Raw genomic sequence first — 24,578 nt, 5'->3', positions numbered from 1 at the left:
TACAATTAACCACCGCTCGTTTTTTCTTCATTATAAACAAAAATACCCTATAAGATGACCTTTTTGAAAGTGTCTATCTTATAGGGTACATTTTATAAAGCTTACATACCCTTTTTATCTTGGCATCATGTATCAATAAACAAAAGCTGATTTTCACTCCGCGGGCTTGGCTTCAATCAGGCTTTCAGCACAAGCTGATCTTGCAGGAGTCGCCACTCTCCGTGAAAAATCAACGATTCCTCAGTCGACAAGCTGAAATAAAATAGTGTTTTTTGTAGTCTGAAAGGGTATGTAAGTGATAAAGCTTACATACCCTTTCTTCTTATTATAAAAGGTTGTCTTTTATCAGAAAAATATAACTTTTTATCAGAAAAGGTATTATCCTGTAGTTTGTAGCAAAAATATAATAATATTTTAAAAGTGATCGATTTACCAAAAATTTTGTATAGCAATTGTTTGGTCATCTTTATTACTATAGTTGTTGGGTTTATAAATCAAAAAAATGATAGAAAAATAATGAAGGAGTATTAAAATGCTTCTTCCATCAACTGAGGTGAACATCAATGAATAAATTAATCATTGCAGAAGATATCATGCAGGAGCATGAGGTGAAGGGTTATTTTGAAATTTTGCGTGAGAGTGTTATTCGTTCACGTTTAACAATGACTGCAGTCTTTTTTAAAGTAGCGAATTCCTCACAAGGAACGGATATAGAACGTAATCAAGTGAATCATCAAATTTCAGCTTTTCTAAAATCAAAAATACGAAAAACTGATTTACTTTTTCAACTAGCAGATGGCATGCATTGGGGAATATTTTTTCTGCAAAGTAGTGAGGTAGAGGTAAAGGCGTTTTTAAAACGGATTTTCGCAATTCTAACGCAAGAAAGGGAATTTCAACAAATAGCGTTAAAAGCTTCCGTTACTGAAATAAGAAATAATAGCGTTGACTTTGAAACATTGTTAGATAAAAATAAGCGCAAACTAGCTGATGACGAACAGCCGACTTGGTCAGTAGAACAGGTTACAGATTATCGTGTACAACCAACGGAGCAAGTAAAGGTTAGTATTATTGAACAAAATGAAATCTTTAGAAAAGTGCTAGAAACGACGCTCAAAAATTTAGACATTCCTCATTATACTTTAGACGTGTCAACCTATGAAGATGGCTATAGTTTTTTACAGTCCGATAATTATAAAACAGGCCATATGCATTTAGTTGTGATGAACGACATTTTACCACGTAAAAATGGCTTAGAAATTTTGCACATTTTGCGAGAAATGCCGAATGAGAAAAAGTTCATCATTTATATGATGTCAGAACGAAACTCAGAGGGTGCAACACTTAATGCATATGAAGGTGGCGTCGATGAATATATCGTAAAACCATTTAATTTACGTTTGTTAGAAGCAAAAATTAAGCGCACTTTTGCGAGGTTCTGGCTATGATACAACTATCGATTTCTTTTCTTTTAACGGTCATCGTTGTTTTATTAGTAGTTCTATTTTTATTTACGATCTATATACTTGTTCAGCGCCATCGAGAAATTCGTTTTACCGAAGTGCGTGATACTTTTTTACAAAAATATTCACAGCATTGGTACAACTATTTAATCAATGATGAAATTTTTTCTATAGTGCTTGTTCCCCGCGGAAGAGCTCAAGTAGCAGCTATAGAAATAATCTTTTCATCTTATTTGAAAAATATAATCAATGAAAAAGTTGAACATAAAATAAAAGAGTTTTCTAATCTCTATTTAAAAGAGTTTTACGAAAAGGATTTATCCAGTAAACGATGGAGCATAAGGATGAATGCTTTATATCGTATTGCTGATTTCCGGATAGAAGCATTATTAGATACTTGTCAACAATTCGAGAAAACCAAAATTTCGGAAGGAGAATATTTTCAACTGTTAAAAAATTACTCTATCTTCCAACCAGAATTGTTTATTGAAAAAATTAAAGAATCGAGTATCAATTATTCTGAAAGCGAATATAGAAGATTATTTGTATTGTTAGAGGATGACGTATTTATTCGATTATTTGAAGACTTTGATAGCTGGACAAATAATATCCAATTTGCTGCAATCGATACGGCAGCTGTCAAAAGAAATATGCAATATATTGATCAGTTAAAACAGCTATTAACACATGAGATTCCAGAAATTCAAATAAGAGCATTAAAGGGTCTTTATGAAATTGGTGTAATTGATGAAATCGATCCTTATGTTCCGTTTGTAACATCAGATATGTGGGAAGTAAGATTAATGGTTGCGAAAATCTTTAATCATGTACCACTCAACTATTCCTACACTTATTTAGAACAGCTTCTTCAAGATGAAAATTGGTGGGTACGCTCACAGGCAGCTAAAACAATTGTAGAAAATAGAGAAGGAATTGCAAAATTACAGCAATTTATGGAGTCCTCAAATGACCAATATGCAATTGAAATGGCACAGGAAACAGTAGTCAGAAAGCGGGGGAACAAATGAAAGTATTTTTAGATTTTTGTATGTGGTTCTTTGGTGGATTTATTCTGTTTTATATGTTATTTGTTATTGTTTCATATTGCGCAATGTTTGTTATTGCCATGCTAGTTATGCGAAAACGCTATAAATTAGATCCCTCAGAGTATGATGATGCGCATACAGATGCCTTCTACTCAAAACCAGTATCCTTATTAGTCCCTGCTTACAATGAAGAGATTGGGGTTGTAGACACAGTCTATTCATTGTTGAATTTACGATATCCACAAACGGAAATTATCATTATTAACGACGGGTCAACTGACTCTACACTACAAACCGTAATCGAGCATTTCCGAATGAAGCCCGTTGATAAAATTGTTCGTACAAATATCCCTACAAAACAAGTTAAACAAATTTATGAATCTGAGATCTATAAAAATTGTATTTTAGTAGATAAAGAAAATGGTGGTAAGGCAGATGCATTGAATGTTGGTATTAATGTATCTCAATATCCATACTTCTGCTCTATTGATGGTGATTCAATCTTGGATGAAAAGTCATTGCTTCGTGTGATGAAGCCGATTATTTTATCAGATGGCGAAGTGATTGCGGCAGGGGGAAATATCCGAATAGCCAATGGAGCGAAAATGCAACTTGGTTCTGTTACTGAAACACACTTACCAAATAATTACTTAGTCATCATGCAAATAATAGAATATGCGCGAGCCTTTTTAATGGGGCGAATAGCTTTAAGTAAATACAATCTTGTGCTTATTATTTCGGGAGCATTTAGTGTATTTTCGAAGGAATGGGCTGTAGAAGCGGGCGGTTATTCAACGAATATTATTGGAGAAGACATGGAGCTTGTCGTGAATATTCACCGTTTGATAAGAAAGAAAAAAGAAAAGAAACGTATAGAATTTGTTCCAGATCCTGTGTGCTGGACTGAAGCACCTCAGACATTAGGGGTTTTACGAAACCAACGTAGACGTTGGCATCAAGGATTATTTGAAAGTCTTTGGAAGCATAAGACGATGACGTTGAATCCAAAATATGGCTTAATCGGCATGCTTTCATTTCCATATTTTTGGCTAGTAGAATGCCTAGGACCACTAGTTGAGCTAGGTGGTTATATTTATATCGTAGTGGCCTTTTTCTTAGGGAAAATCTATTATGAAGTAGCCATAATCCTGTTACTGCTTTTCGTCATTTATGGCGTCATTTTTTCAATAGCCTCTATATTATTCGAAGCATGGATCTTGAATACTTATCCGAGACCGAGAGAACTACTACGCATGATACTTTTAGCATTTACTGAAATTTTCTGGTATCGACCACTCACTCTTTTTTGGCGCTGTGAGGGATTGATTCGGTTTGTGCTAAGAAGAAGCGATTGGGGTAATATGAAGCGTGTCGGCATTGGTGAAAAGGAGAAAAGTGTATGAAGCGTATATATATAGGAATTATAGTCGTTCTAATTCTCATGATCACACCTATAGCATGGTGGTATTTAAGCGATGAAAAACCGCTCAACGTTGCGATTCTAGATAAAACGGTTCCGAATGAAACTTATCGAGAGCATTTAGGTGTGAACTGGTTTTTAAATCATTATAAATACACAATTGATGATCATCCGTATGATGTACAAAAAAATTACTATGGTACGATCCCGAATGATAAAACGAAGAAAGTGTCAGAAAAAAAGTTTCCGAGTGACTATAGTAATTATGATGTTATTTATTTGGCAGATACGTATGGTGTTTATAAGGATGATTTAAATGAAAAAAAGCGCCTAGGTAAACGCTCAGAAAAAATTGTTGGCGGCTTGGAAATGGATGAATGGCAGTCTATTGTATCTCGATTAGCAAGCAACAAGAAAAGTATGTTGATCGCTGAATACAATACATTTGCGTCACCAACGTCAGTGGAAGTTAGAAAAGAGTTACAGGATTATTTAGGGGTTTCATGGTCTGGATGGATTGGGCGTTATTTTGATGAACTTGATTATCATAAAAATAAAGAAATCCCACAATGGGTCATCGATGAACATGGTGATAATTGGCCATACAAGGGCGGAGGCTTTCTTCTATTTAATGAAATAACAGAAAAGCTCATTGTGCTAGAAATGGACAAGCATGTAAAAACAGAAGGCATCCAGGTTCAATTTACTGAAGAAGGGCAAAAATTCTTTAATACCTCTGCTCGTGCAGAGTATGGCTATTGGTTTGATATTATCACACCTAAATATGCGGAGGATGCTCTAGCTAATTATGAATGGGACTTAACAAAAGATGGGGAAAAACTATTAGAGGCCAACGATATTCCACAGCAATTTGCGGCAATCGTTTCACAGGATAAACGCTACACGACAAGCTATTATTTTGCTGGAGACTTCAACGATATGTCACGGGTACCGACCCTTTACAAAATAAAGGGATTACCGACCATTTATAAATATGCTGAGAAATATGCAGATAGTTCATTTTATTGGTCGATCTATATACCAGTCATGCATAAAATTTTTGAAACGTTTGAGCAAAAAGAAGTTCAAGAAAACGTTAATCATGACAAATTAAATTATAACGCACGTACTAAGGGCGAGTCATTTGAAGTCTTACGTGATGGGAAATGGGAGCCACTAGTCTTTAAGGGCGTTAATATCGGTATGGGTAAACCAGGAGCATTCCCTGGTGAGGCTGCTATTACGGAAGAAGAGTACTATCGATGGTTCCGTCAAATTGCTGAGATGAATGCCAATACGATTCGTGTCTATACATTACACCCGCCAGGTTTTTATCGGGCCCTTGCAAAATACAATGAAGAAAATCCAGATAAACCACTGTATGTATTGCATGGTGTATGGATTAATGAGGAAGGCTTGGTTGATTCATTAGATGCCTATGATGAAGCTACCTTAGAGGATTTTCAACTTGAAATGAAGCGAATGGTGGACGTTATCCACGGTAATACTTATGTGAAGCCAGTGACAGGACATGCCTCAGGATTATATGATGTGGATGTTTCAAAATATATAATAGGCTGGGTGCTAGGAATCGAATGGTATCCGCATATGGTTGTTGGTACGAACGAGAAACATGCTAATATAGGCGATTACAATGGGAAGTACTTTGAAACGAAAAATGCTGCACCATTTGAGCATTGGTTAGCGGAGCAAATGGATCTTATTACTGTTTACGAGAAGGATAAATATAATTGGATCCGTCCAATGAGTTTCACAAACTGGGTAACAACTGACTTATTAGACCATCCATCTGAGCCTTCTGAGGATGAAGATTTGGTAGGCGTAAATCCAAATGTCATCTATACGAAAGGTGAGATGCAGGCACCTGGCCAATTTGCTTCCTATCATGTTTATCCTTATTACCCTGACTTCTTTAACTTCGACCAAAAATATTTAAATTATAAAGATTTCCGGGGCAATAAAAATAGTTATGCAGGATATTTAAAAGACTTACATGAAGCTCATCGTATGCCTGTTCTTATTGCGGAGTTTGGAATCCCTGCAGCTCGTGGTATGACACATGAAAATGTTTATGGCTGGAATCAGGGCCATATGTCCGAACAGCAGCAAGGTGAAACGCTTCAACATTTATATGAAGATATTATGCATGAAGGCTTGCTCGGAGGTCTTATCTTTACATGGCAAGACGAGTGGTTTAAGCGGACGTGGAACACGATGGATTATGATGATCCAAATCGTCGACCGTATTGGTCTAATGCACAAACGAATGAACAGCAATTTGGCGTACTAAGCTTTGATCGATTGAAAGTAAAAGTAGACGGCGATACAAAGGAGTGGAAAGGTACACAAATGTACAATACCTCACCTTCTGACTCAACAGATTTTGCTGTCGATTATGATGAAAGATATTTGTATCTCAAATTAAAAAGTGATGTTTTAGAAAAAGCCTCACCCCGTATTTTATTAGATGTAGTACCAAATCAAGGGAATACTTCAGCAACATCCATAAAAGACATGACGTTTTCAAATGGCGTAGATTTTATGGTGGAATTAAATAAAAGTGGAGACTCTCGAGTTGTCATAGATGAATACTATGATTTTTATGATTATTTTTACGGTCATAGTTTAAATATGATTCCGCCTCGTATGGCAGTTCCCACAAAAAATAGTGGTAAGTTTTCACCGATTTATTATGTGTTAAATAAACAGCTGTACTTACCAGAGCAAAATAGGACTACCGATTTTAGTTCTTATGAAACAGGGAAGCTGCTTCAAGGGAATGCTAATCCGAAAGCAAAAGATTATAATTCGTTAGTAGACTATACGTGGACGGATGATAATGTGATTGAGCTACGAATTCCTTGGCTACTGATTCAAGCAAAAGATCCAAGCCAGCGTGAGTTTATGGGAGATTTATATAAAGATGGAGAGACAGCTTCGACGAAAGTCGATAATATTTATATTGGTGCGGTCTTTGTAGATAAAGAGGGCAAAGTTGTAAAATCCTTACCTGAGACAAAAGACCATGTCTTACCTGCTCTTTCAGCGTATTCATGGGAATCATGGCAAACGCCTAAGTATGAAGAGCGTTTAAAACAATCATATTATATTTTACAAAAATTATTTAAAGATTAATCAATTATGCCTCGGCATGATTGCGTCCGGAATCGGCTTTGTGCTTAGGCCTGCAGATGTTTTTTGCGCGAAAGCGTAGCGGCAGTAGCACCGATGCAGGTCAGTTAGCCGTTATCGCATGAATGCGATGGTTTTAGGCTAACATCCTATATTGAACTCCTTACCGATTCCGTGACATCCGCCGGAGGCTTTGGGCCAACACGATGTTGGTTACTCAGTCGTGTGTTGCTGTCGCTTCGCTTTCGCACAGATAAATTGCCACAGGACGTGGCGTTCTTAGACTGAGTTCCTCTATTTCAGCGGGTGTTTGGATAATCGTTGAAAAATAGCTTAAATCCGCATTCATCTCATCACCTATAATAGAGGTGGAGATTTCTGTAGCTGACGCTTTGCTTTCGCTACTAAAATAATTGCTGAAAGAAGTTAAATGGAGGCTTAGGATAGGTGAGTTTTTACCTATTCTAAGTTTTTTTTTTTGGCTCATCCCAAAAGTAATGGATGACATTTGTTAATTTTAGATAAGTTGATTGGAGTGAAGACTGGACGCCCCTAGGAAAGTGCCCAGTCGGAACGGAAATTAACCATACGTTATGGTGATGAGCTGTTTTGTTTGAAAATAGAAAAATATTTTATAATTCCGCCTATTACGCAAGCTGTATATTCTTGCAACTGTTTATGTTAAATTACTAATAATACATTCGAGAAAGACAGTTGTTTTTTTTAGGAGGACAATATCGTGAAGTTTAAATTTGGTCTATTGGCAAAAATTATTGTCGCTATTTTGTTAGCGGTAATACTTGGAAGCTTTATGCCAGAGCCATTTGTACGTATATTTGCAACATTTAATGGCTTATTCGGTAATTTTTTAAATTTTGTTGTACCACTTATTATTATTGCATTTATTGCTCCGGGCATAGCTCAGCTTGGGAAAGGCTCAGGGAAATTATTAGGCTTGGCAACATTCTTTGCCTATTTCTCAACAATCATTGCAGGGATGTTCGCCTTTTTGGTAGCGCGAAATGTGTTACCCAACTTCATATCAAATGGTGCTATGGAAAGCATGAAAAACCCAGAGGAATTTTTAGCACAGGCATTCTTTAAAGTTGAAATGCCTCCATTAATGGGTGTGATGTCAGCATTAATTTTTGCATTTATCGTAGGGATTGGTATGACTGCCATCAAAGGCGATGTGATGAAACGTGGTTTTGAAGAGTTTAATGTAATCATTGAAAAGGTAATTTCATTTGTGATTATTCCACTTTTACCATTTCATATTTTCGGGATCTTCTTGAACATGACATATGGAGGACAAGTAGCAAAAATATTTTCTGTCTTCGCAATTGTCTTCGCACTTGTAATTGTGATGCATTGGGTAATATTGCTAGTGCAATACACTGCTGCGGGAACTTTAAATAAGAAAAATCCACTTATGTTACTTCGAACTATGCTACCTGCGTATTTTACAGCATTAGGCACACAATCTTCAGCTGCAGCTATTCCGGTTACATTGCGACAATCACAAAAAACAGGAGCTTCAGAAAAAGTAACGAATTTTACAATCCCATTGTTTGCAACCATTCATTTATCAGGTAGTACGATCACAATCGTAACTTGTTCTTTAGGTGTTATGATGATGAACGGTATGGATATAGGTTTTGCACAATATATCGGCTTTATCTTTATGCTAGGTATTACGATGGTTGCTGCACCAGGTGTCCCAGGAGGAGGAGTCATGGCAGCGATAGGTTTACTGCAAACAATGCTCGGCTTCGATGAAACAATGGTTGCGCTAATGATCGCACTGTACTTAGCACAAGATAGCTTTGGTACAGCTACAAATGTAACGGGAGATGGTGCATTAGCCATGATTGTCGATCGTTTCAACAAAAAAACAAATTAATAAACATCAGAGTGAACGATAGAATCACTAAAAAAAAATCGCCTGTTACGGCGATTTTTTTTTGCTTAGGATGTTAGTTGCAAAATAATAACCGATTTTTCAAAGAACATATGTTGGAGTTCTCTTAATGATTAATTAGAGAGCGCTACTTTTCAAGATAAATAGCTAATGGTGATAATAAAGCGTTTCTTATGGATTTAATAGTTAATTAGATAACATTTATTTTTTAAAAACTAGTAAAAATATTTTTTGTGAAAAAAAATAACAGTTTTTACTTGGTTAAATTTAATACAATTACATGTTATGTAGGGATTTATCGAAAATATATAGTTCTAAAGAAATGGAATGTGGATGTAGTTAGGAGAGTGGTTTTCAGTAAAATAGTTATTTTTTCATTTTAAATAGAAATTGTATAGAAAATGTTTGGTTTTATTTAGTACTATATATGTGTTGGAGAAGTTCGTATTTCAAATTACGGGATAATATTACTTGGAATGGATGTGATGAGGGGGATTACATGTGCAAAAAATGAATCGTAAAAGAATTAGCAATTGTAGAAAGTAGTCTCTGAAATTTTTAAAATATTAGACAAAGGAGTGATTTGTTTATGGGGATAAAAATTGAGTCAAGGGAATTAGCTATATCAAATAAAATCAAAACAAAAAGTGCAACAATTGGAGTTGTTGGACTTGGTTATGTGGGGCTCCCATTAGCCTTGGAAATCGTCAATAAAGGCTTTGCGGTAATTGGCTTCGATAAAGACAATGAAAAAATTACTAAATTAAAAAGCGGTGATAGCTATATTGCTGATATGTCTAACACAATCATAGAGAAAGCCGTTAATGAACAGAAATTTGACCCGACAAATGATTTTTCTAAACTTGAACATGTAGATATCATTATTATTTGTGTACCGACACCTACGACTGCAGATGGAACACCTAATATCTCGTATATTGTTGATGCAGCTAATGCAATCGCACAGAACATATCCTCTAATACTTTAATTATTCTTGAAAGTACAACTTACCCTGGAACAACAGAAGAAGTAGTTCAACCAATCCTAGAAAAAGGTAACTTTATTATTGGAAAGGATATATTTTTAGCGTATTCTCCTGAACGTGTGGACCCTGGAAATTTGAATTTTTCAGTTTCGAATACGCCTAAAGTAGTTGGCGGAGTATCAGTAGCTTGTTTAGAAGTTGCCAAACTTTTTTATGAAACGGTGATTAGTACAAAGGTGTTTACGGTAACAAGTCCAAAGGTTGCTGAAATGGAAAAGTTACTAGAAAACACATTTAGGCAAATTAATATTGCCCTTGTCAATGAATTAAGTCAGATTTGCTATAAGATGGATATTGATGTGTGGGAAGTAATTGAAGCAGCTTCGACCAAGCCTTATGGTTTTATGCCATTTACACCTGGCCCTGGAGTAGGTGGTCATTGTATCCCAGTAGACCCTAAATATTTATTATGGGCTGGCCAGCAACATGGTATTGCGGCAACATTAATTGAGACCGCAGATAAAATTAATGATTCCATGCCGAACTTTGTAGTTGCAAGACTTGAAAACTATTTAAATGTGCAAGGAAAAGAGATAAATGATGCAGAAATTGTAGTTATTGGAGTTTCCTATAAGCCAAATATTAATGATTATCGAGAATCACCAGCATTAAATGTCATTGACAAATTAAAGGACAAGCAGTGTGGTCTAAAAGTTATCGATCCATTTATTGATACATTTACAGTTGGTAATTACATGTTTAACACCGTTTCGCTTACAAAAGAAATAATTCAAAAAGCAGATGCTGTAGTCATTTTAACGAATCATACAACTATTGATTATTCATTGATTGATCAACACGCTGCTTTAATTTTTGACACACGCAATACCCATTATTTGTTCGAGAATAAAAAATACTACAAATTATAGGAGGGGTTCTGTGAACGCGAGGCGACTAAAAATATGTAGTCTATTATTCCTTTTATTTTTAGCTGGATGTCAATCGTCTGCTCAAACTAATCAGGTTCAACCAGTTGATTCAGCAGTTAAGGTAAAGGAACATGATGGGACGATGAGTGAATTTTATAGTCACGCAAAAATTCTTATTCCAAAGGTAGCTTTAACCTTTAATGGACTTGCAGACAATGAAACAATGCAAAAATTATTAAAGGCTTTGGATCAATCTAACATGAAGGCAACATTTTTCGTAGAAGGTACGCGAGTGGCACAAGATCCTGAGTTAGTGAAGGATATTTTAGCTAAAGGTCATGAGGTAGAAAATGGAACATTGACGTTTTCCGAAATGACTGATTTGAGTTATGAAGAAACTTATAAAGAAATCTATTTAGCGAATGAAGTTTTTAAAGAGAAATTAGGGTATACACCTAAATACGTTCGTAGTCGTTCTGGTGATTCAACGGACAATATGCGTTTAGCAACTAAAACCATTAATATGAAGGGAGTCGTAGGATCTTCCGTTAATCCAAAAGATCGAAATATGCAAAGTGCTGAAGAAATAATGGATTATATTCATCGCTTTATCGATAGTGGATCTATCATTCATTTAAACACGTACATTAATCCTGCGATTATTGATGTTATTCCACTATTGTCTCATTTGGGCGAAGAAAAAGGATACGTTTTTTCTACATTAACGGACGTTTTGGATAAACAATATTTAGTAAAATCCTTAGAGGAAATTGAAGGCTATGATGCTATTAAAGTAAATCCGGATTATGAAAATGTAAAACCGAATATGTACTATCGTAAAAATACTTCCAAAAAAGAAGTTGCTTTAACCTTTGATGATTGGGCGAGTGAGGAGAGACTTAAAGAGATTTTGGATGTTCTTGATAAGTATCATGTTCAATCTACATTCTTTTTAATTGGCAAAGGTGTGGAAAAGGATCCGCAATTAGCGCGATTAATTGTTGAGAGAGGCCATGAGGTTGCAAGCCACTCCTACAATCACCTTGATGTTACGACCATGACGCCGGAAGAATTACAAGAGGATGTCGTGATGGCACATAAGGCGTTAACATACGCCATACAGGAAGAACCTTTGCTGTATTTCAGACCTAATAAAGGTGCTATTAATGAAGAATCAGCAAAAATTATTGCCGCAACAGGTGTCAAATCGATTGCTATGTACGATATTGCATCATTCGATTGGAATTTAGAATATACCGTTTCAGATATTTATAATCGCGTGATGAGTAGAGTTGCTCCAGGAAAAGTAATTGTTATGCACGTTTTAGATGGTACAAAAACAGTTGAAGCACTACCAGTAATCATTGAAAAGTTGCAAAAAGATGGGTATAGCTTTGCAAAAATGTCGACTTGGATTGAAGAAGATTCAAACAAGAAAGTGAATTGATAATCATGAATAAGAAAAAAGAGATTTTAACGATACCACGCTCTGATCGACGCATTTTATCGAATATTCCTGATCCAGAAAATGTACGAAATCTCGTTAATCGACGAGGTGCTTCGTATCAAAAGGAAGAAATCGATCCTACAGATGTCAATGAAATATATCGTTTACAGCTGTTAAGTTTACGCTATGAAACTAATTTTGAAGTACAAATTAAAAGAGCAAAGCAAAAGGTTAGTGACAAACATTATGCGGAGGATATTTCGGTTACAGGTATCCTTATATTTTCAAATAGTCCTGATAATTTTTTAATAGATGAAATTATTACGATGAAATTTACTATACCTGGTGGTGCGATGCCGGAGGGCTATGAATCTAAGGTAAAGGTAAAAGCGAAAGTTGTTCGTCATTTTACGAAAGAAGTAGATGGTGAAACTAGATGCTATTATGCATGTGAATTTTTACAGCCTTTAAATGACTATATGACTAAAAAACGTTGGGGACTATCAATTTTTGTGGCAAGTTTATTTCTATTGATTGTTTCTCTTATTGTGATATTAATGAGGGCTGAAAGTGTTATTTATTTCAGATTCAATAAATTCCTATATCTATATAGTATTATTGCTGCAACATTTCTTTTAAGTCGATATTTATTCGGTATTTTCTATAGGAATGTGCCGATAAATCCTAAATTTGAACCGGGCGTTTCTATTATTATTCCAGTGTTTAACGAAGAAGAATGGATTCATAGAACAATTTTAAGCTGTATTAATCAGTATTATCCTGTAGACAAATTAGAAGTTATTGTTGTAGATGATTATTCAACAGATAGAACTGAGGAAAAAGCAAAAGAAATGATTGAACTTATTCATAGCGAGGGTGAGCGATTTAAAACAAAGAATCGCTTAAGTTTCCATAAGCTACCTCAAAATGGAGGGAAGCGTGAGGCTTTAGTGGCAGGAGTACATCTTGCTAAACACGAATTAGTCGTTTTCGTAGATTCAGATAGTTTTTTAGAACCTCATGCTATTCGAAATATAGTGCAGCCTTTCCAAGATCCTAAAATGGGCGGTGTGGCTGGAAGAACAGAAGTTGAAAATAAATTTACAAATGCTCTGACAAAATTGCAAACCGTTCGCTATTATATAGCCTTTCGAATAATGAAAGCTGCTGAGTCTTGGTTTGATACAGTAACTTGCTTATCTGGTCCATTAGCATGTTATCGAAAAGAGCTTATTTTAAAGAATGAGACAGCATGGTTAAACCAAAAATTTCTTGGACAACCCGCAACATTCGGGGATGACCGTAGTATGACAAACTATATTTTAAAAACACATCGAACGGGATACCAGGACAATGCTGTATGTTCTACAATTGTTCCATCAGACACAAAAGTCTTTTTATCTCAACAAATGAGATGGAAACGATCATGGCTACGAGAATCTTTACGGGCATTTTTATTTATGTGGAAGAAGGAACCTTTTATGTTTCTTTTCTTCATCATCGGTTTAATCGTACCAATAGCAGCCCCTATTGTTGTTGTTTACAATCTACTTTATGTGCCAATTATGCATGGCGTTTTTCCAACAACGTTTTTAATGGGCTTGTTATTGATGGCAATGTTAATGAGCTTGGCCCATCTTTTCTTTAGAAAAAGTAAGTTATGGACATTTGGCTTTATCTTTGTACTTTTCTATGAATTTATTTTGCTGTGGCAAATGCCTGTTGCATGGGTTACATTTTGGAAATCAACGTGGGGTACGAGAGAAACACCTCAAGACATCATCGCCAAAGAAAAGAAATTGGAAAAACAAAAGTTACGAAAATCCCGATTTTCGATTCTAAATAGAAAAATGGGTGAGAAGAAATGAGTGAAAAAAATGTTGTATTAAATCCAGCTAAAAAAAATCGAAGGAAAATAATACGATCCATTGTACAAGCGATTATCGTTATATTTTTAGCGATTATTTTAATACGTGTAGTGTTTTTAACAGAAAAAAGGGAAGAGGAAACGGTTCCTTTAGAAAATAAAGATGGTTTCATCGCATTATCTTATTTTGGTGTGAGCAGAGGTGAATCTCCCAAATACGTATCTAAAGAGAATTTAAAAAAACAACTAGCATTACTTGAAAGTCAGGGTTATCAAACAATTACTCAGCAAGATATTTTAGATTTTTATCAGAAAGACAAACCGTTGCCAGAAAAAGCTTTGTTTTTATCATTTGAAGATGGACGGACAGATTCTAGTATATTTGCTCAAAATATCATGGAGGATCTAAACTATAAAGCTACGATGTTTACGTACGCCAATAAAATGGATACACGGGACAACAAATTTTTAAAACCGAAAGACTTATTACTCATGGAGAAAAGTGGCTATTGGGAGTTGGGCTCTAATGGGTACCGTCTAACATATATTAATATTTATAATAATAAAGGACAGTCGTTAGGTGTTATAGATGAAAATAATGTGCCGAATAAAACGACTATTGAATATTATAATCATTATTTAATGGACTTCATTCGCAATCAATATATGATTCCAAGTGAAACGCGACAGGAAATGGAAAAACGTATCCAAAAAGATTACAAGCTAATGCAAGATATTTATGAGGAGGAATTAGGAGAAGTTCCTAAGGCTTATGCGATTATGCATGCCAACTCACTTTATAATAATATGGATTCGTTAGTTGAACGTGCGAATAATAAACAAATTAAAGATAAATTTAAAATGCATTTCAATTTGGAGCTAGGGGCATATAATAATGCGGATGCTAATCTCTACAACTTAAGTAGATTACAAGTATCGCCCTATTGGTCTACCAATCACTTGATGATGAAAATCCGACAAGCTAGTAAGCAAAATGTAGAATTTGAAGTCGGAGATCCTAAACGGGCAAAAGAATGGTCTGTAAAGAATGGTGCAGCAGAATATGAAAATAATGAGATTATTATAACATCAGCACCTTCTAGTGAAGGTCGGGTAGTATTGAAGGAAACACTTCCAGAGAAATATAATATAAACTTTGCCTTTAAAGGGAATGTCGTTGGACAACAATCTATTTATTTAAACTACGATGAAAAAAATAATAGCTATATTCGGGTGGCATTAATAGATAATGAGATTGTTGTTTCTGAAAAATTACCAAAATCAGGCGTTGTTGAGAAGGAGCGTTTCCCGTTAAATGAAATAAAGTGGAATGAAGAAGAGTATGCATTTAATAAGGCTACTGTATACGATTATCAGGCTACGCAAAAAGGCTCTAGAATTGATAAGGAAGAGTATCCACGAAATCTAACAAACACAAGAGTATTTAATATTGCTGTTAATAAGGATAAAATAAAGATAGATGTAGATAAAGTATTATCCAAAACAATACAAGTAAATCCTGACATTCAAGGGTCACAAATTGGATTTGGTGCGATGTTCAGCAAAAAAGAAACTTCGCATGAACAGTATGCAGATGATATTTATGATACAATCATCGAAGATATTTTGATTACAGATGTTAACGATCATACACTTTTTACTAACCAATACACGAACTTCGATAAAGTAAAGCACAAAACAATGACTTTATTTAATAACGTTGTTGATTTCTTTATTGAAACCTTCTAAAACGGGGGGAACTAAATTAAGTGAAAAAAATTTTTTTGTTTATCTGTCTAGCACTACTAATTATCACGGCCTGTAGTAATAGTAAAGAAGAACCTGTAAAGGCGAGAGAGCCGTTGAAGAACAAAGAAAAGCTTCAATTATCTATTTGGTTACCTGAATGGCAAATCAAATCTGCCATCGAGGATGTGGGAAATTCAGAACAGGGCTTACAAGACATTCGCGTTTTTGGTGCTTATTTTAATGAGAGTGACCAATTATTACTAACAGAAGATGCGATAGAAATGTTGAAACAAACACAGCAACAATTTGATGTATCCCATAATGTGATACTTACGTTAATTAACGATACTGTTACAGATAACGCCCCATCAGTTCAGAAGGATAGTACGTTATTGCATCGATTGTTTCAAAATGCGTCATTTAGGCAGCGACATATTGATAATATTATGCAAGTTGTTGAACGATACAATGTGAAAGGTATCGAAATTGATTATGAAAAGATTGCTAAAGAGGACCTCCCTGGGTATGTCCGTTTCCTAGAGGAGCTTTATAAACAGCTATCAAAAAAGGGTATTTCATTACATGTCGTACTAGAACCTAGCTTCCCGTTTGATGTGAAATTGCCAGATGGACCTAAATATACAGTGATGGCTTATAATGTGCACGGATATCATAGTGGTCCAGGTGCAAAGGCAACCTTTTCATTTTTAAATGACTTAATAAAAAACAGTAAGAAGTCCAATCAAAAACTAGCGATTGCTTTTGCAACTGGCGGATTTGAATGGGTGAACCAAGGCAAAACAGTTGCTTTAACAGAGATAGAGGCAGAGGAATTACTGAACAAAACGAAAGCGGTTAAACAACGCGATAAAGCAAGTGGTGCTGCATATTTCACGTATGTAGATGAACAAAAAGTGAAGCATGAAGTTTGGTATGCCGATCAGGAAACACTTGAAAAATGGACAGCATACGTGCAAAAGAGACGCTACAATGAGGTTGTTTTATGGCGCGCCGGAGGTCTAGGCTCAAAAACGTTACAATGGATTAATGAACAATCAGAGGAGTGACGGAAAGAAGAGCCGAAGTGACCGATGGAAATCAGAGCGACGGAAAGAAGAGCCGAAGTGACGGAAAGAAACGTCAGAGCGACGGAAAGAAGAGCCAAAGTGACGGATGGAAATCAGAGCGACGGAAAGAAGAGCCGAAGTGACGGAAAGAAACGTCAGAGCGACGGAAAGAAGAGCCGAAGTGACGGAATGAATCGCCAAAGCGACGGATAGAACAGCCAAAGTCGTGGATAGAAACGTCAAAATGATGGATAGAACAGTCAAAGTCGTGGATAGGAACGCCAAAATGATGGATAGAACAGACAAAATCATGGATAGAACAGCCAATCTCACGGATAGACTCACCTTAAGTCAAAAAAAATCGCCACATACGGCGATTTTTTTTATTGGAATTGAGAAAGACGTGAAAAGAAAGTGGTAACGAAGTCTAAAAATATTTTTTCTGATGGAGCAATTTCGCGGTTTACAGGTGAAATAATACCGACTGTTCTTGGAATTGTAGGTGATACAATCGGTACTTTTACTGTGAAGCGGGCAGCCGAATCATATAATGAACTTTCTGGTAATAAGCTAACCCCAATGCCTGCAGCGACAAGACCTTTTAGTGCATCTAAGTCTTCACCCTCAGAGATGATGTTTGGTAAGAAGCCGGCAGCGCGACAGGCATCCATAGCTACTTTATGTAATATATAGCCATCTGGGAATAACACAAATAAATCATTACGTAAATCAGCAAGCTGAATACTTTCCCTTTTGGCTAATGGATGTTTTGCTGGCAGTAATGCAGCGATATTTTCGGTAAATAATATTGTTGAACGAATCGATTCGTCCTTCGGTGGAAGAGGGCCTAAAAAAGCTAAATTTAACTCGCGGTTTCTGACTGCATCGATTAAAAAACGATAGGAGCCTTGACGGAGCTGGAATTGCAAATCTGGATATTCACGCTTAAAGGCTGAGATAACAGTTGGCAATACATAGCTAGCCAAGCTCGTTGGAAAACCGATTTTTATCGTACCTTTAGCAGGATCTAAATATTCTTCAATTTGCTTTGCGGCAAAATCAATAGCTTTTAAAGCAGTAATGGTGTGCTCGAGAAATGTTTTTCCAATCGGTGTCAATTTAACATTGCGTCCTACACGTTCAAAAAGTGGTGTGCCTAATTCATTTTCTAAATTAGCAATTTGTCGGCTTATTGCAGATTGAGCAACATGAAGATGTTCGGCAGCTTCTGAAATGTGTTCCCGCTCAGCAACTTCAACAAAATAACGTAATTGACGTAACTCCACTAGATATTCACCTCTATTAATCGAAAAAATCGATTGATTATACCTCAATTATATACTATTTAAGATGAAAAATGATTGTAATTAAAAACGGATGTCTAAATCAATTAAGGCTCATCCATAACGTGTGGTTGATTTCCGTTGCGGCTGGGCGCTTTGTTGCTGTCGCTTCGCTTTCGCGCAGAGCAGAGCTTCCTGGGGGCATCCGATGAGCCGCTTGGGCCAACACGAAGTTGGTCACGAAGGCGTTATCACAGGATGTGATGCTCTTAGCCTTCGTTCCTCTGTTGCTGATCCCCGAGGAGTCGCTCAGCCTCCACTCCAATCAACTTATTCGCATGACATACGTTTTAGCAAAATGTCATCCTTAACTTTTAATGATGGAGCAAAGTTTATTGGAAATTCAACCATCACCATAACGTGTGGTTGATTTCCGTTGCGGCACCGATGTTGGTCACGAAGGCGTTATTACAGGATGTGATGGTTTTAGCCTTCGTTCCTCTATTGCTAATCTCCAAGGAGTCGCCAGCCGGAACGAAGGTCAATCAATATAAATTGCACGTTTTAACAAATGTCATTGAGCAAAATAAAATACCTACTAGATTTCTTTCCCTTATTTGATTCCATTCTAATAAAAAAGGTTATAGTATTGATACTGTTCTTTCTGCATTTCTGTCACAAAACCGCTACAATTAGCGATTCCTGAGAGGTTTCCACTATGTAGCTAGATGAAATCCATTCTCAATTAGATTTATTTCATTGAAAATGAGGAAAGTTGATTCTCATTGTCAATAACGATTAGTAATAATCTGAAAATGCTTACAAACTCTTTATTTTTAAGGATTGTTTCAGAGAAAAATGAAAGTGATTGAAATGGTTTGCATAGAGAACGATTTTCAGTTAAGATTAGAATGATGATAATTAAGGAATGGTTCACCATTCACTGAACACACTATGGAGGTATTTTCATGTCAATTTTAGTTATTAAAGATCTTCACGTTGAAATCGACGGTAAAGAGATTTTAAAAGGCGTAAACCTTACGATCAATACAAATGAAATTCATGCAATCATGGGACCAAACGGAACTGGTAAATCAACACTAGCTTCTGCAATCATGGGTCATCCTAAATATGAAGTAACTTCTGGTACAGTTGAACTTGATGGCGAAAATGTACTTGAAATGGAAGTGGACGAGCGTGCTCAAGCAGGTTTATTCCTAGCTATGCAATATCCTTCTGAAATCGCTGGTGTAACAAATGCTGATTTCTTACGCTCAGCTATCAATGCACGCCGTGAAGAGGGCGATGAAATTTCTCTAATGAAATTTATCCGTGAATTAGATAAAAACATGGAATTCCTTGAAATGCATGAGGATATGGCACAACGTTATTTAAATGAAGGTTTCTCTGGCGGTGAAAAAAAACGTAACGAAATTCTTCAATTAATGATGATTAAACCTACTTTCGCAATTTTAGATGAAATTGACTCTGGTCTTGATATTGACGCACTTAAAGTTGTTTCAAAAGGAATCAATGCATTGCGTGGAGAAGGCTTCGGCTGCTTAATGATTACTCACTACCAACGCCTACTTAACTACATTACACCAGACCATGTACACGTAATGATGCAAGGTCGTGTTGTTAAATCAGGTGGCGAAGAATTAGCACAACGTTTAGAAGCGGAAGGCTATGACTGGATTAAAAAAGAATTAGGTATCGAAGAAGAAACTGAAGAACAAGAAGCATAAGAGGGAGGACGAACTAGCATGACAGTGGAACTTAACTTGCCTGTAACAGTACAGGACGTGCGCTCGTTCTCAGAAGCAAAGGGAGAACCGGCTTGGTTTACAGAGCTTCGCGCGGCAGCACTAGACAAAGCAACTGGTTTAGATATGCCAAAACCAGACAGAACAAATATTACAAAATGGGATTTCTTAAATTTCCCAACTCATACAGTTGACAGTGAAGGATTCGCTTCACTTGATGCATTACCAGAAGAAGCAAAAGGTTTAATTGATCTTGAGGCACAAGAAAACCTTTATGTTCAACGCAATAACACACCAGCTTTCATTAAAACATCACAAGAACTAGCTGATAAAGGTGTTATTTTTACAGATATTTTAACGGCAATTCGTGAACATGGTGACCTTGTTAAGAAGTACTTTATGACTGAAGCTGTAAAAGTGGATGAGCATAAATTAACAGCGCTTCATGCGGCACTTGTTAATGGTGGTGTGTTCGTATACGTACCTAAAAATGTAGTTATCGAACAGCCGCTTCAAGTAGTATTCTTAAACGATAACGCAGAAGCTTCATTATATAACCACGTGTTAGTTGTAGCTGAAGCAAATTCAGCTGTAACGTATGTTGAAACATATATTTCAAAAGTTGAAGAGGCAAAAGGTCAAGCAAATATTATTGCAGAAGTAGTCGTTCAAGACAATGCGCAAGTTACTTACGGTGCGGTTGATGTACTTGCGAAAGGATATACTACTTATGTAAATCGTCGTGCAAGACTAGCTCGTGATGCGAAAGTAGATTGGGCGCTTGGCTTAATGAATGACTCAGATACGATTTCTGAAAACATTACACATTTAATCGGTGACGGTTCTCATGCTGATACAAAAACAGTCGTTGTTGGTCGCGGTGAACAAAAACTTAACTTCACTACTGAAGTTCGTCACTGGGGTAAGAACTCAAATGGTCATATCTTAAAGCATGGTGTAATGAAAGATGCGGCACAATCAATCTTTAACGGTATTGGCTACATCGAACACGGTGCAACAAAAGCGGATGCACAACAAGAATCACGTGTGTTAATGCTTTCTGAAAAAGCTCGTGGCGATGCAAACCCAATTCTATTAATCGATGAAGACGATGTAACAGCAGGACACGCAGCATCTGTTGGTCGAGTGGATCCACTACAACTTTACTACCTAATGAGTCGTGGTATCTCGAAAGCAGAAGCAGAGCGCCTTGTTATCCATGGATTCCTTGCGCCAGTTGTTACGCAATTACCAATCGAAGGCGTACAAAAGCAACTGACGGAGGTTATTGAAAGGAAAGTTCGCTAATGATGAATAAAGACATTAAAAGCTATTTCCCAATTTTAAATCAGGAAGTAAACGGTCATAAGCTTGTTTACCTTGATAGCGCAGCAACTTCTCAAAAACCTATTCAAGTGATTGAAGCGATGAAGCATTATTATGAATTCGATAATTCTAATGTTCACCGTGGTGTGCATACATTAGGTAATCGTGCTACTGACAAGTATGAGGGTGCACGTGAAAAGGTTCGTAATTTTATTAATGCTACTTCGACACAAGAAATTATTTTTACTCGCGGTACTACAACTGCTTTAAATACAGTAGCAGCAAGTTATGGTCGTGCTAATGTGGCTGATGGTGATGAAATTGTCATTACCCACATGGAGCACCACTCCAATATTATTCCTTGGCAACAACTAGCAAAGGAAAAAAATGCAACACTAAAATATATTGAGCTTGAAGCAGATGGCACACTTAACCTAGAAAAGGTTCGTGCAACAATTACACCTAAAACAAAGATTGTGTCGGTGTCAATGGCGTCAAACGTCCTTGGAACGATTAACCCAATTAAAGAAATCGCTCAAATCGCGCATGCTAACGGTGCGGTAATGGTAGCTGATGCTGCACAAGCAGCACCACATATGAAAATCGATGTGCAGGATTTGGATGTAGATTTCTTAGGGTTCTCAGGTCATAAAATGTGCGGACCAACTGGAATAGGTGTACTATATGGTAAAAAGGAACACCTTGAAAAGATGGAGCCAATTGAATTTGGTGGCGAAATGATTGACTTTGTTGGACTTCATGAGTCGACGTGGAAAGAACTACCGTGGAAATTTGAAGGTGGAACTCCTATTATTGCAGGTGCAGTAGGTTTAGGAGCCGCTATTGATTTCTTAACTGAAATTGGGCTAGATAACATTGCGGAGCACGAGCATAAGCTTGCAGGCTACGCGATGGATCAGCTTGAAACAATTGACGGACTTAAAATTTTCGGCCCACGTGACCCGATGAAGCGTTGTGGCCTTGTAACGTTTAACCTAGACGATGTACATCCACATGATGTGGCAACGGTTCTTGATATGAACGGTATTGCTGTTCGTGCAGGACATCATTGCGCACAGCCACTAATGAAATGTCTTCAACAAGTAGCGACAGCGCGTGCAAGCTTCTATCTGTATAACACAGAGGAAGATATTGACCGCCTAGTTGCAGGGTTACGTTCTGCGAAGGAGTATTTTGGCGATGTCTTTTAATAATTTAGATCAACTATATCGTTCAGTCATTATGGATCACTATAAAAATCCTCGTAATAAAGGATCTATTGAAAACGATGCTGTAACGATTGATATGAACAATCCGACTTGTGGAGACCGTATTCACTTAACGCTTAAAGTGACTGACGGTATTGTCGAAGATGCGAAGTATGACGGTGAAGGCTGTTCAATTTCTATGTCTTCTGCTTCAATGATGACGCAGCTTATCAAAGGTAAAAAAATTGAGGAAGCTTTAGAGCTTGCTGATATTTTTTCTAAAATGATGATGGGTGAAGACTATAGCGATAAATATGACCTTGAGGATGTTGAGGCACTACAAGGTGTTTCTCAATTCCCTGCACGTATTAAATGTGCGACATTAGCTTGGAAAGCAATGGAAAAAGGTGTAAAACAATAAATGAATCCTAATTTTGAGTGAAAGCTACTATTTTGTGCTTTCACTCGAAGTAAGGGTATCGAGCATTAAACAAAATAACAATGATTCATGAACGGAGGAGAAACGATGGCTAAAAAAATGCCTGATATTGGCGATTACAAATACGGATTCCATGACAAGGACGTATCAATTTTCCGTTCAAAACGTGGTTTAACTGAAGAAATCGTCCGTGAAATTTCTACTATGAAACAAGAGCCAGAGTGGATGCTTGAATACCGCTTAAAAGCACTTGAAACTTTCTATACAAAACCAATGCCGCAATGGGGTGGCGACCTAGGAGATTTAGATTTTGATGAAATTACGTATTACGTAAAACCATCAGAAGCTACACGAAAATCTTGGGATGAAGTACCTGATGAAATTAAAGCTACTTTTGATAAATTAGGTATTCCAGAAGCAGAGCAAAAATACCTTGCGGGTGTATCTGCTCAGTACGAATCTGAGGTTGTTTATCACAACATGAAACAAGATCTTGAAGACCTTGGTATTGTGTTCAAAGATACGGACTCGGCTTTACGTGAAAACGAAGATATTTTCAAACAATACTGGGGCAAAGTGATTCCTTACACTGACAACAAATTCGCTGCACTAAACTCAGCTGTTTGGTCAGGTGGATCATTCATCTATGTACCACCAGGTGTAAAAGTGGAAACGCCATTACAAGCTTACTTCCGTATTAACTCTGAAAATATGGGTCAATTCGAACGTACGTTAATTATTGTAGATGAAGGCGCTCACGTACACTACGTTGAAGGTTGTACAGCTCCTGTTTATACGACAAACTCTTTACACTCAGCAGTAGTAGAAATTGTTGTACGTAAAGATGCATACTGCCGTTATACAACGATTCAAAACTGGGCAAACAACGTTTACAACCTAGTAACGAAACGTACAGTTGTTGAAGAAAACGGTACGATGGAATGGATCGACGGTAACATCGGTTCTAAGTTAACAATGAAGTACCCAGCTTGTATCCTTAAAGGTGAAGGCGCTCGTGGTATGACATTATCCATCGCATTAGCAGGTAAAGGTCAACACCAACATGCAGGTGCGAAAATGATTCATATGGCACCAAACACATCTTCAACAATCGTTTCTAAATCGATTGCCAAACAAGGTGGTAAGGTAACGTATATGGGGCAAGTTCGTTTCGGCCCTAAAGCAAGTGGTGCACGTGCTAACATCGAATGTGATACGTTAATCATGGACAACCAATCTACTTCAGATACAATTCCATACAACGAAATCTTAAATGATAATGTTTCTTTAGAGCATGAAGCGAAAGTTTCAAAAGTATCAGAGGAACAATTATTCTACTTAATGTCTCGTGGTATTTCTGAAGAAGAAGCGACAGAAATGATCGTAATGGGCTTCATCGAGCCATTCACAAAAGAATTACCAATGGAATACGCTGTAGAAATGAACCGCCTTATCAAGTTTGAGATGGAAGGTTCAATCGGATAATAAAAACTACCGATTTGATTCTA

Annotated in this window: 16 protein-coding genes; 15 read left to right on the top strand and 1 reads right to left on the bottom strand. The window is 36.7% G+C overall.

What is annotated here, in order from left to right:
• The first annotated feature begins 563 nt into the window (after window positions 1-563).
• The 10 genes from ACFXN8_RS20120 to ACFXN8_RS20075 all read left to right on the top strand — a co-directional run bounded on the left by ACFXN8_RS20120 (window position 564) and on the right by ACFXN8_RS20075 (window position 17,048).
• On the top strand, window positions 564-1,448 hold the full coding sequence (locus tag ACFXN8_RS20120; RefSeq protein WP_386847415.1) for a response regulator: 885 nt from the start codon (window positions 564-566) through the stop codon (window positions 1,446-1,448).
• Window positions 1,445-2,491 carry a HEAT repeat domain-containing protein gene (locus ACFXN8_RS20115; RefSeq protein WP_386847414.1) on the top strand — a complete coding sequence of 349 codons (1,047 nt, stop codon included), beginning with the start codon at window positions 1,445-1,447 and terminating at the stop codon, window positions 2,489-2,491. Before ACFXN8_RS20120 ends, ACFXN8_RS20115 begins: the two co-directional genes overlap by 4 nt.
• Complete coding sequence (locus ACFXN8_RS20110; RefSeq protein WP_386847413.1) at window positions 2,488-3,912, top strand: glycosyltransferase family 2 protein; 1,425 nt, start codon at window positions 2,488-2,490, stop codon at window positions 3,910-3,912. Before ACFXN8_RS20115 ends, ACFXN8_RS20110 begins: the two co-directional genes overlap by 4 nt.
• On the top strand, window positions 3,909-7,085 hold the full coding sequence (locus ACFXN8_RS20105; RefSeq protein ID WP_386847412.1) for a hypothetical protein: 3,177 nt from the start codon (window positions 3,909-3,911) through the stop codon (window positions 7,083-7,085). The genes ACFXN8_RS20110 and ACFXN8_RS20105 overlap by 4 nt, the downstream gene beginning before the upstream one ends.
• 736 nt (window positions 7,086-7,821) lie before the next feature.
• Window positions 7,822-8,985: a dicarboxylate/amino acid:cation symporter gene (locus tag ACFXN8_RS20100; RefSeq protein ID WP_376074672.1), complete on the top strand. Its 1,164-nt coding sequence runs from the start codon at window positions 7,822-7,824 to the stop codon at window positions 8,983-8,985.
• A gap of 607 nt (window positions 8,986-9,592) precedes the next feature.
• Window positions 9,593-10,918, top strand: a complete 1,326-nt coding sequence (locus tag ACFXN8_RS20095) for a nucleotide sugar dehydrogenase (RefSeq protein ID WP_376074673.1) — start codon at window positions 9,593-9,595, stop codon at window positions 10,916-10,918.
• 10 nt (window positions 10,919-10,928) lie between these two features.
• A complete protein-coding gene (locus ACFXN8_RS20090; protein WP_386847411.1) occupies window positions 10,929-12,365 on the top strand; it encodes a polysaccharide deacetylase family protein in 1,437 nt (478 codons plus the stop codon).
• A gap of 5 nt (window positions 12,366-12,370) precedes the next feature.
• The gene (locus ACFXN8_RS20085; RefSeq protein ID WP_386847410.1) at window positions 12,371-14,233 is read left to right on the top strand and encodes a glycosyltransferase family 2 protein; all 1,863 of its coding nucleotides are present in this window, start codon (window positions 12,371-12,373) and stop codon (window positions 14,231-14,233) included.
• The gene (locus tag ACFXN8_RS20080) at window positions 14,230-15,981 is read left to right on the top strand and encodes a polysaccharide deacetylase family protein (RefSeq protein ID WP_386847409.1); all 1,752 of its coding nucleotides are present in this window, start codon (window positions 14,230-14,232) and stop codon (window positions 15,979-15,981) included. The genes ACFXN8_RS20085 and ACFXN8_RS20080 overlap by 4 nt, the downstream gene beginning before the upstream one ends.
• Window positions 15,982-16,001: 20 nt before the next feature.
• Entirely contained in the window at window positions 16,002-17,048 is a 1,047-nt protein-coding gene (locus ACFXN8_RS20075) for a glycosyl hydrolase family 18 protein (RefSeq protein ID WP_376074677.1), read from the top strand.
• Window positions 17,049-17,431: 383 nt separating this feature from the next.
• Here ACFXN8_RS20075 and gltC read toward each other — a convergent pair whose 3' ends face one another.
• Window positions 17,432-18,334, bottom strand: a complete 903-nt coding sequence (gltC, locus tag ACFXN8_RS20070; RefSeq protein ID WP_386847408.1) for a glutamate biosynthesis transcriptional regulator GltC — start codon at window positions 18,332-18,334, stop codon at window positions 17,432-17,434.
• Between the two features lie 965 nt (window positions 18,335-19,299).
• Between gltC and sufC the strand changes: the two genes are divergently transcribed.
• From sufC to sufB, 5 genes are all read left to right on the top strand, one after another.
• The gene (sufC, locus tag ACFXN8_RS20065; RefSeq protein ID WP_376074951.1) at window positions 19,300-20,079 is read left to right on the top strand and encodes a Fe-S cluster assembly ATPase SufC; all 780 of its coding nucleotides are present in this window, start codon (window positions 19,300-19,302) and stop codon (window positions 20,077-20,079) included.
• Between the two features lie 18 nt (window positions 20,080-20,097).
• Window positions 20,098-21,405, top strand: a complete 1,308-nt coding sequence (sufD, locus tag ACFXN8_RS20060) for a Fe-S cluster assembly protein SufD (RefSeq protein WP_386847407.1) — start codon at window positions 20,098-20,100, stop codon at window positions 21,403-21,405.
• Complete coding sequence (locus tag ACFXN8_RS20055; protein WP_376074948.1) at window positions 21,405-22,634, top strand: cysteine desulfurase; 1,230 nt, start codon at window positions 21,405-21,407, stop codon at window positions 22,632-22,634. Before sufD ends, ACFXN8_RS20055 begins: the two co-directional genes overlap by 1 nt.
• The gene (sufU, locus tag ACFXN8_RS20050; protein ID WP_376074946.1) at window positions 22,624-23,052 is read left to right on the top strand and encodes a Fe-S cluster assembly sulfur transfer protein SufU; all 429 of its coding nucleotides are present in this window, start codon (window positions 22,624-22,626) and stop codon (window positions 23,050-23,052) included. Before ACFXN8_RS20055 ends, sufU begins: the two co-directional genes overlap by 11 nt.
• A gap of 105 nt (window positions 23,053-23,157) precedes the next feature.
• The gene (gene sufB, locus ACFXN8_RS20045) at window positions 23,158-24,555 is read left to right on the top strand and encodes a Fe-S cluster assembly protein SufB (RefSeq protein ID WP_386847406.1); all 1,398 of its coding nucleotides are present in this window, start codon (window positions 23,158-23,160) and stop codon (window positions 24,553-24,555) included.
• Window positions 24,556-24,578 lie beyond the last annotated feature (23 nt).

The organism is Lysinibacillus sp. NPDC059133 (assembly GCF_042755925.1).
Taxonomy (GTDB): Bacteria; Bacillota; Bacilli; order Bacillales_A; family Planococcaceae; genus Lysinibacillus.
The sequence above is the reverse complement of the archived record's forward strand: the minus strand, read 5'-3'. Positions and strand labels throughout refer to the sequence as shown.

Bases quoted from the DNA above. Each gene is read 5' to 3' on its own strand.
- sufU (WP_376074946.1), top strand. From the start codon at position 22,624: ATGTCTTTTAATAATTTAGATCAACTATATCGTTCAGTCATTATGGAT.
- ACFXN8_RS20085 (WP_386847410.1), top strand. From the start codon at position 12,371: ATGAATAAGAAAAAAGAGATTTTAACGATACCACGCTCTGATCGACGC.
- ACFXN8_RS20115 (WP_386847414.1), top strand. From the start codon at position 1,445: ATGATACAACTATCGATTTCTTTTCTTTTAACGGTCATCGTTGTTTTA.
- ACFXN8_RS20110 (WP_386847413.1), top strand. From the start codon at position 2,488: ATGAAAGTATTTTTAGATTTTTGTATGTGGTTCTTTGGTGGATTTATT.
- sufB (WP_386847406.1), top strand. From the start codon at position 23,158: ATGGCTAAAAAAATGCCTGATATTGGCGATTACAAATACGGATTCCAT.
- ACFXN8_RS20105 (WP_386847412.1), top strand. From the start codon at position 3,909: ATGAAGCGTATATATATAGGAATTATAGTCGTTCTAATTCTCATGATC.
- sufD (WP_386847407.1), top strand. From the start codon at position 20,098: ATGACAGTGGAACTTAACTTGCCTGTAACAGTACAGGACGTGCGCTCG.
- ACFXN8_RS20055 (WP_376074948.1), top strand. From the start codon at position 21,405: ATGATGAATAAAGACATTAAAAGCTATTTCCCAATTTTAAATCAGGAA.
- ACFXN8_RS20080 (WP_386847409.1), top strand. From the start codon at position 14,230: ATGAGTGAAAAAAATGTTGTATTAAATCCAGCTAAAAAAAATCGAAGG.
- ACFXN8_RS20095 (WP_376074673.1), top strand. From the start codon at position 9,593: ATGGGGATAAAAATTGAGTCAAGGGAATTAGCTATATCAAATAAAATC.
- ACFXN8_RS20120 (WP_386847415.1), top strand. From the start codon at position 564: ATGAATAAATTAATCATTGCAGAAGATATCATGCAGGAGCATGAGGTG.
- sufC (WP_376074951.1), top strand. From the start codon at position 19,300: ATGTCAATTTTAGTTATTAAAGATCTTCACGTTGAAATCGACGGTAAA.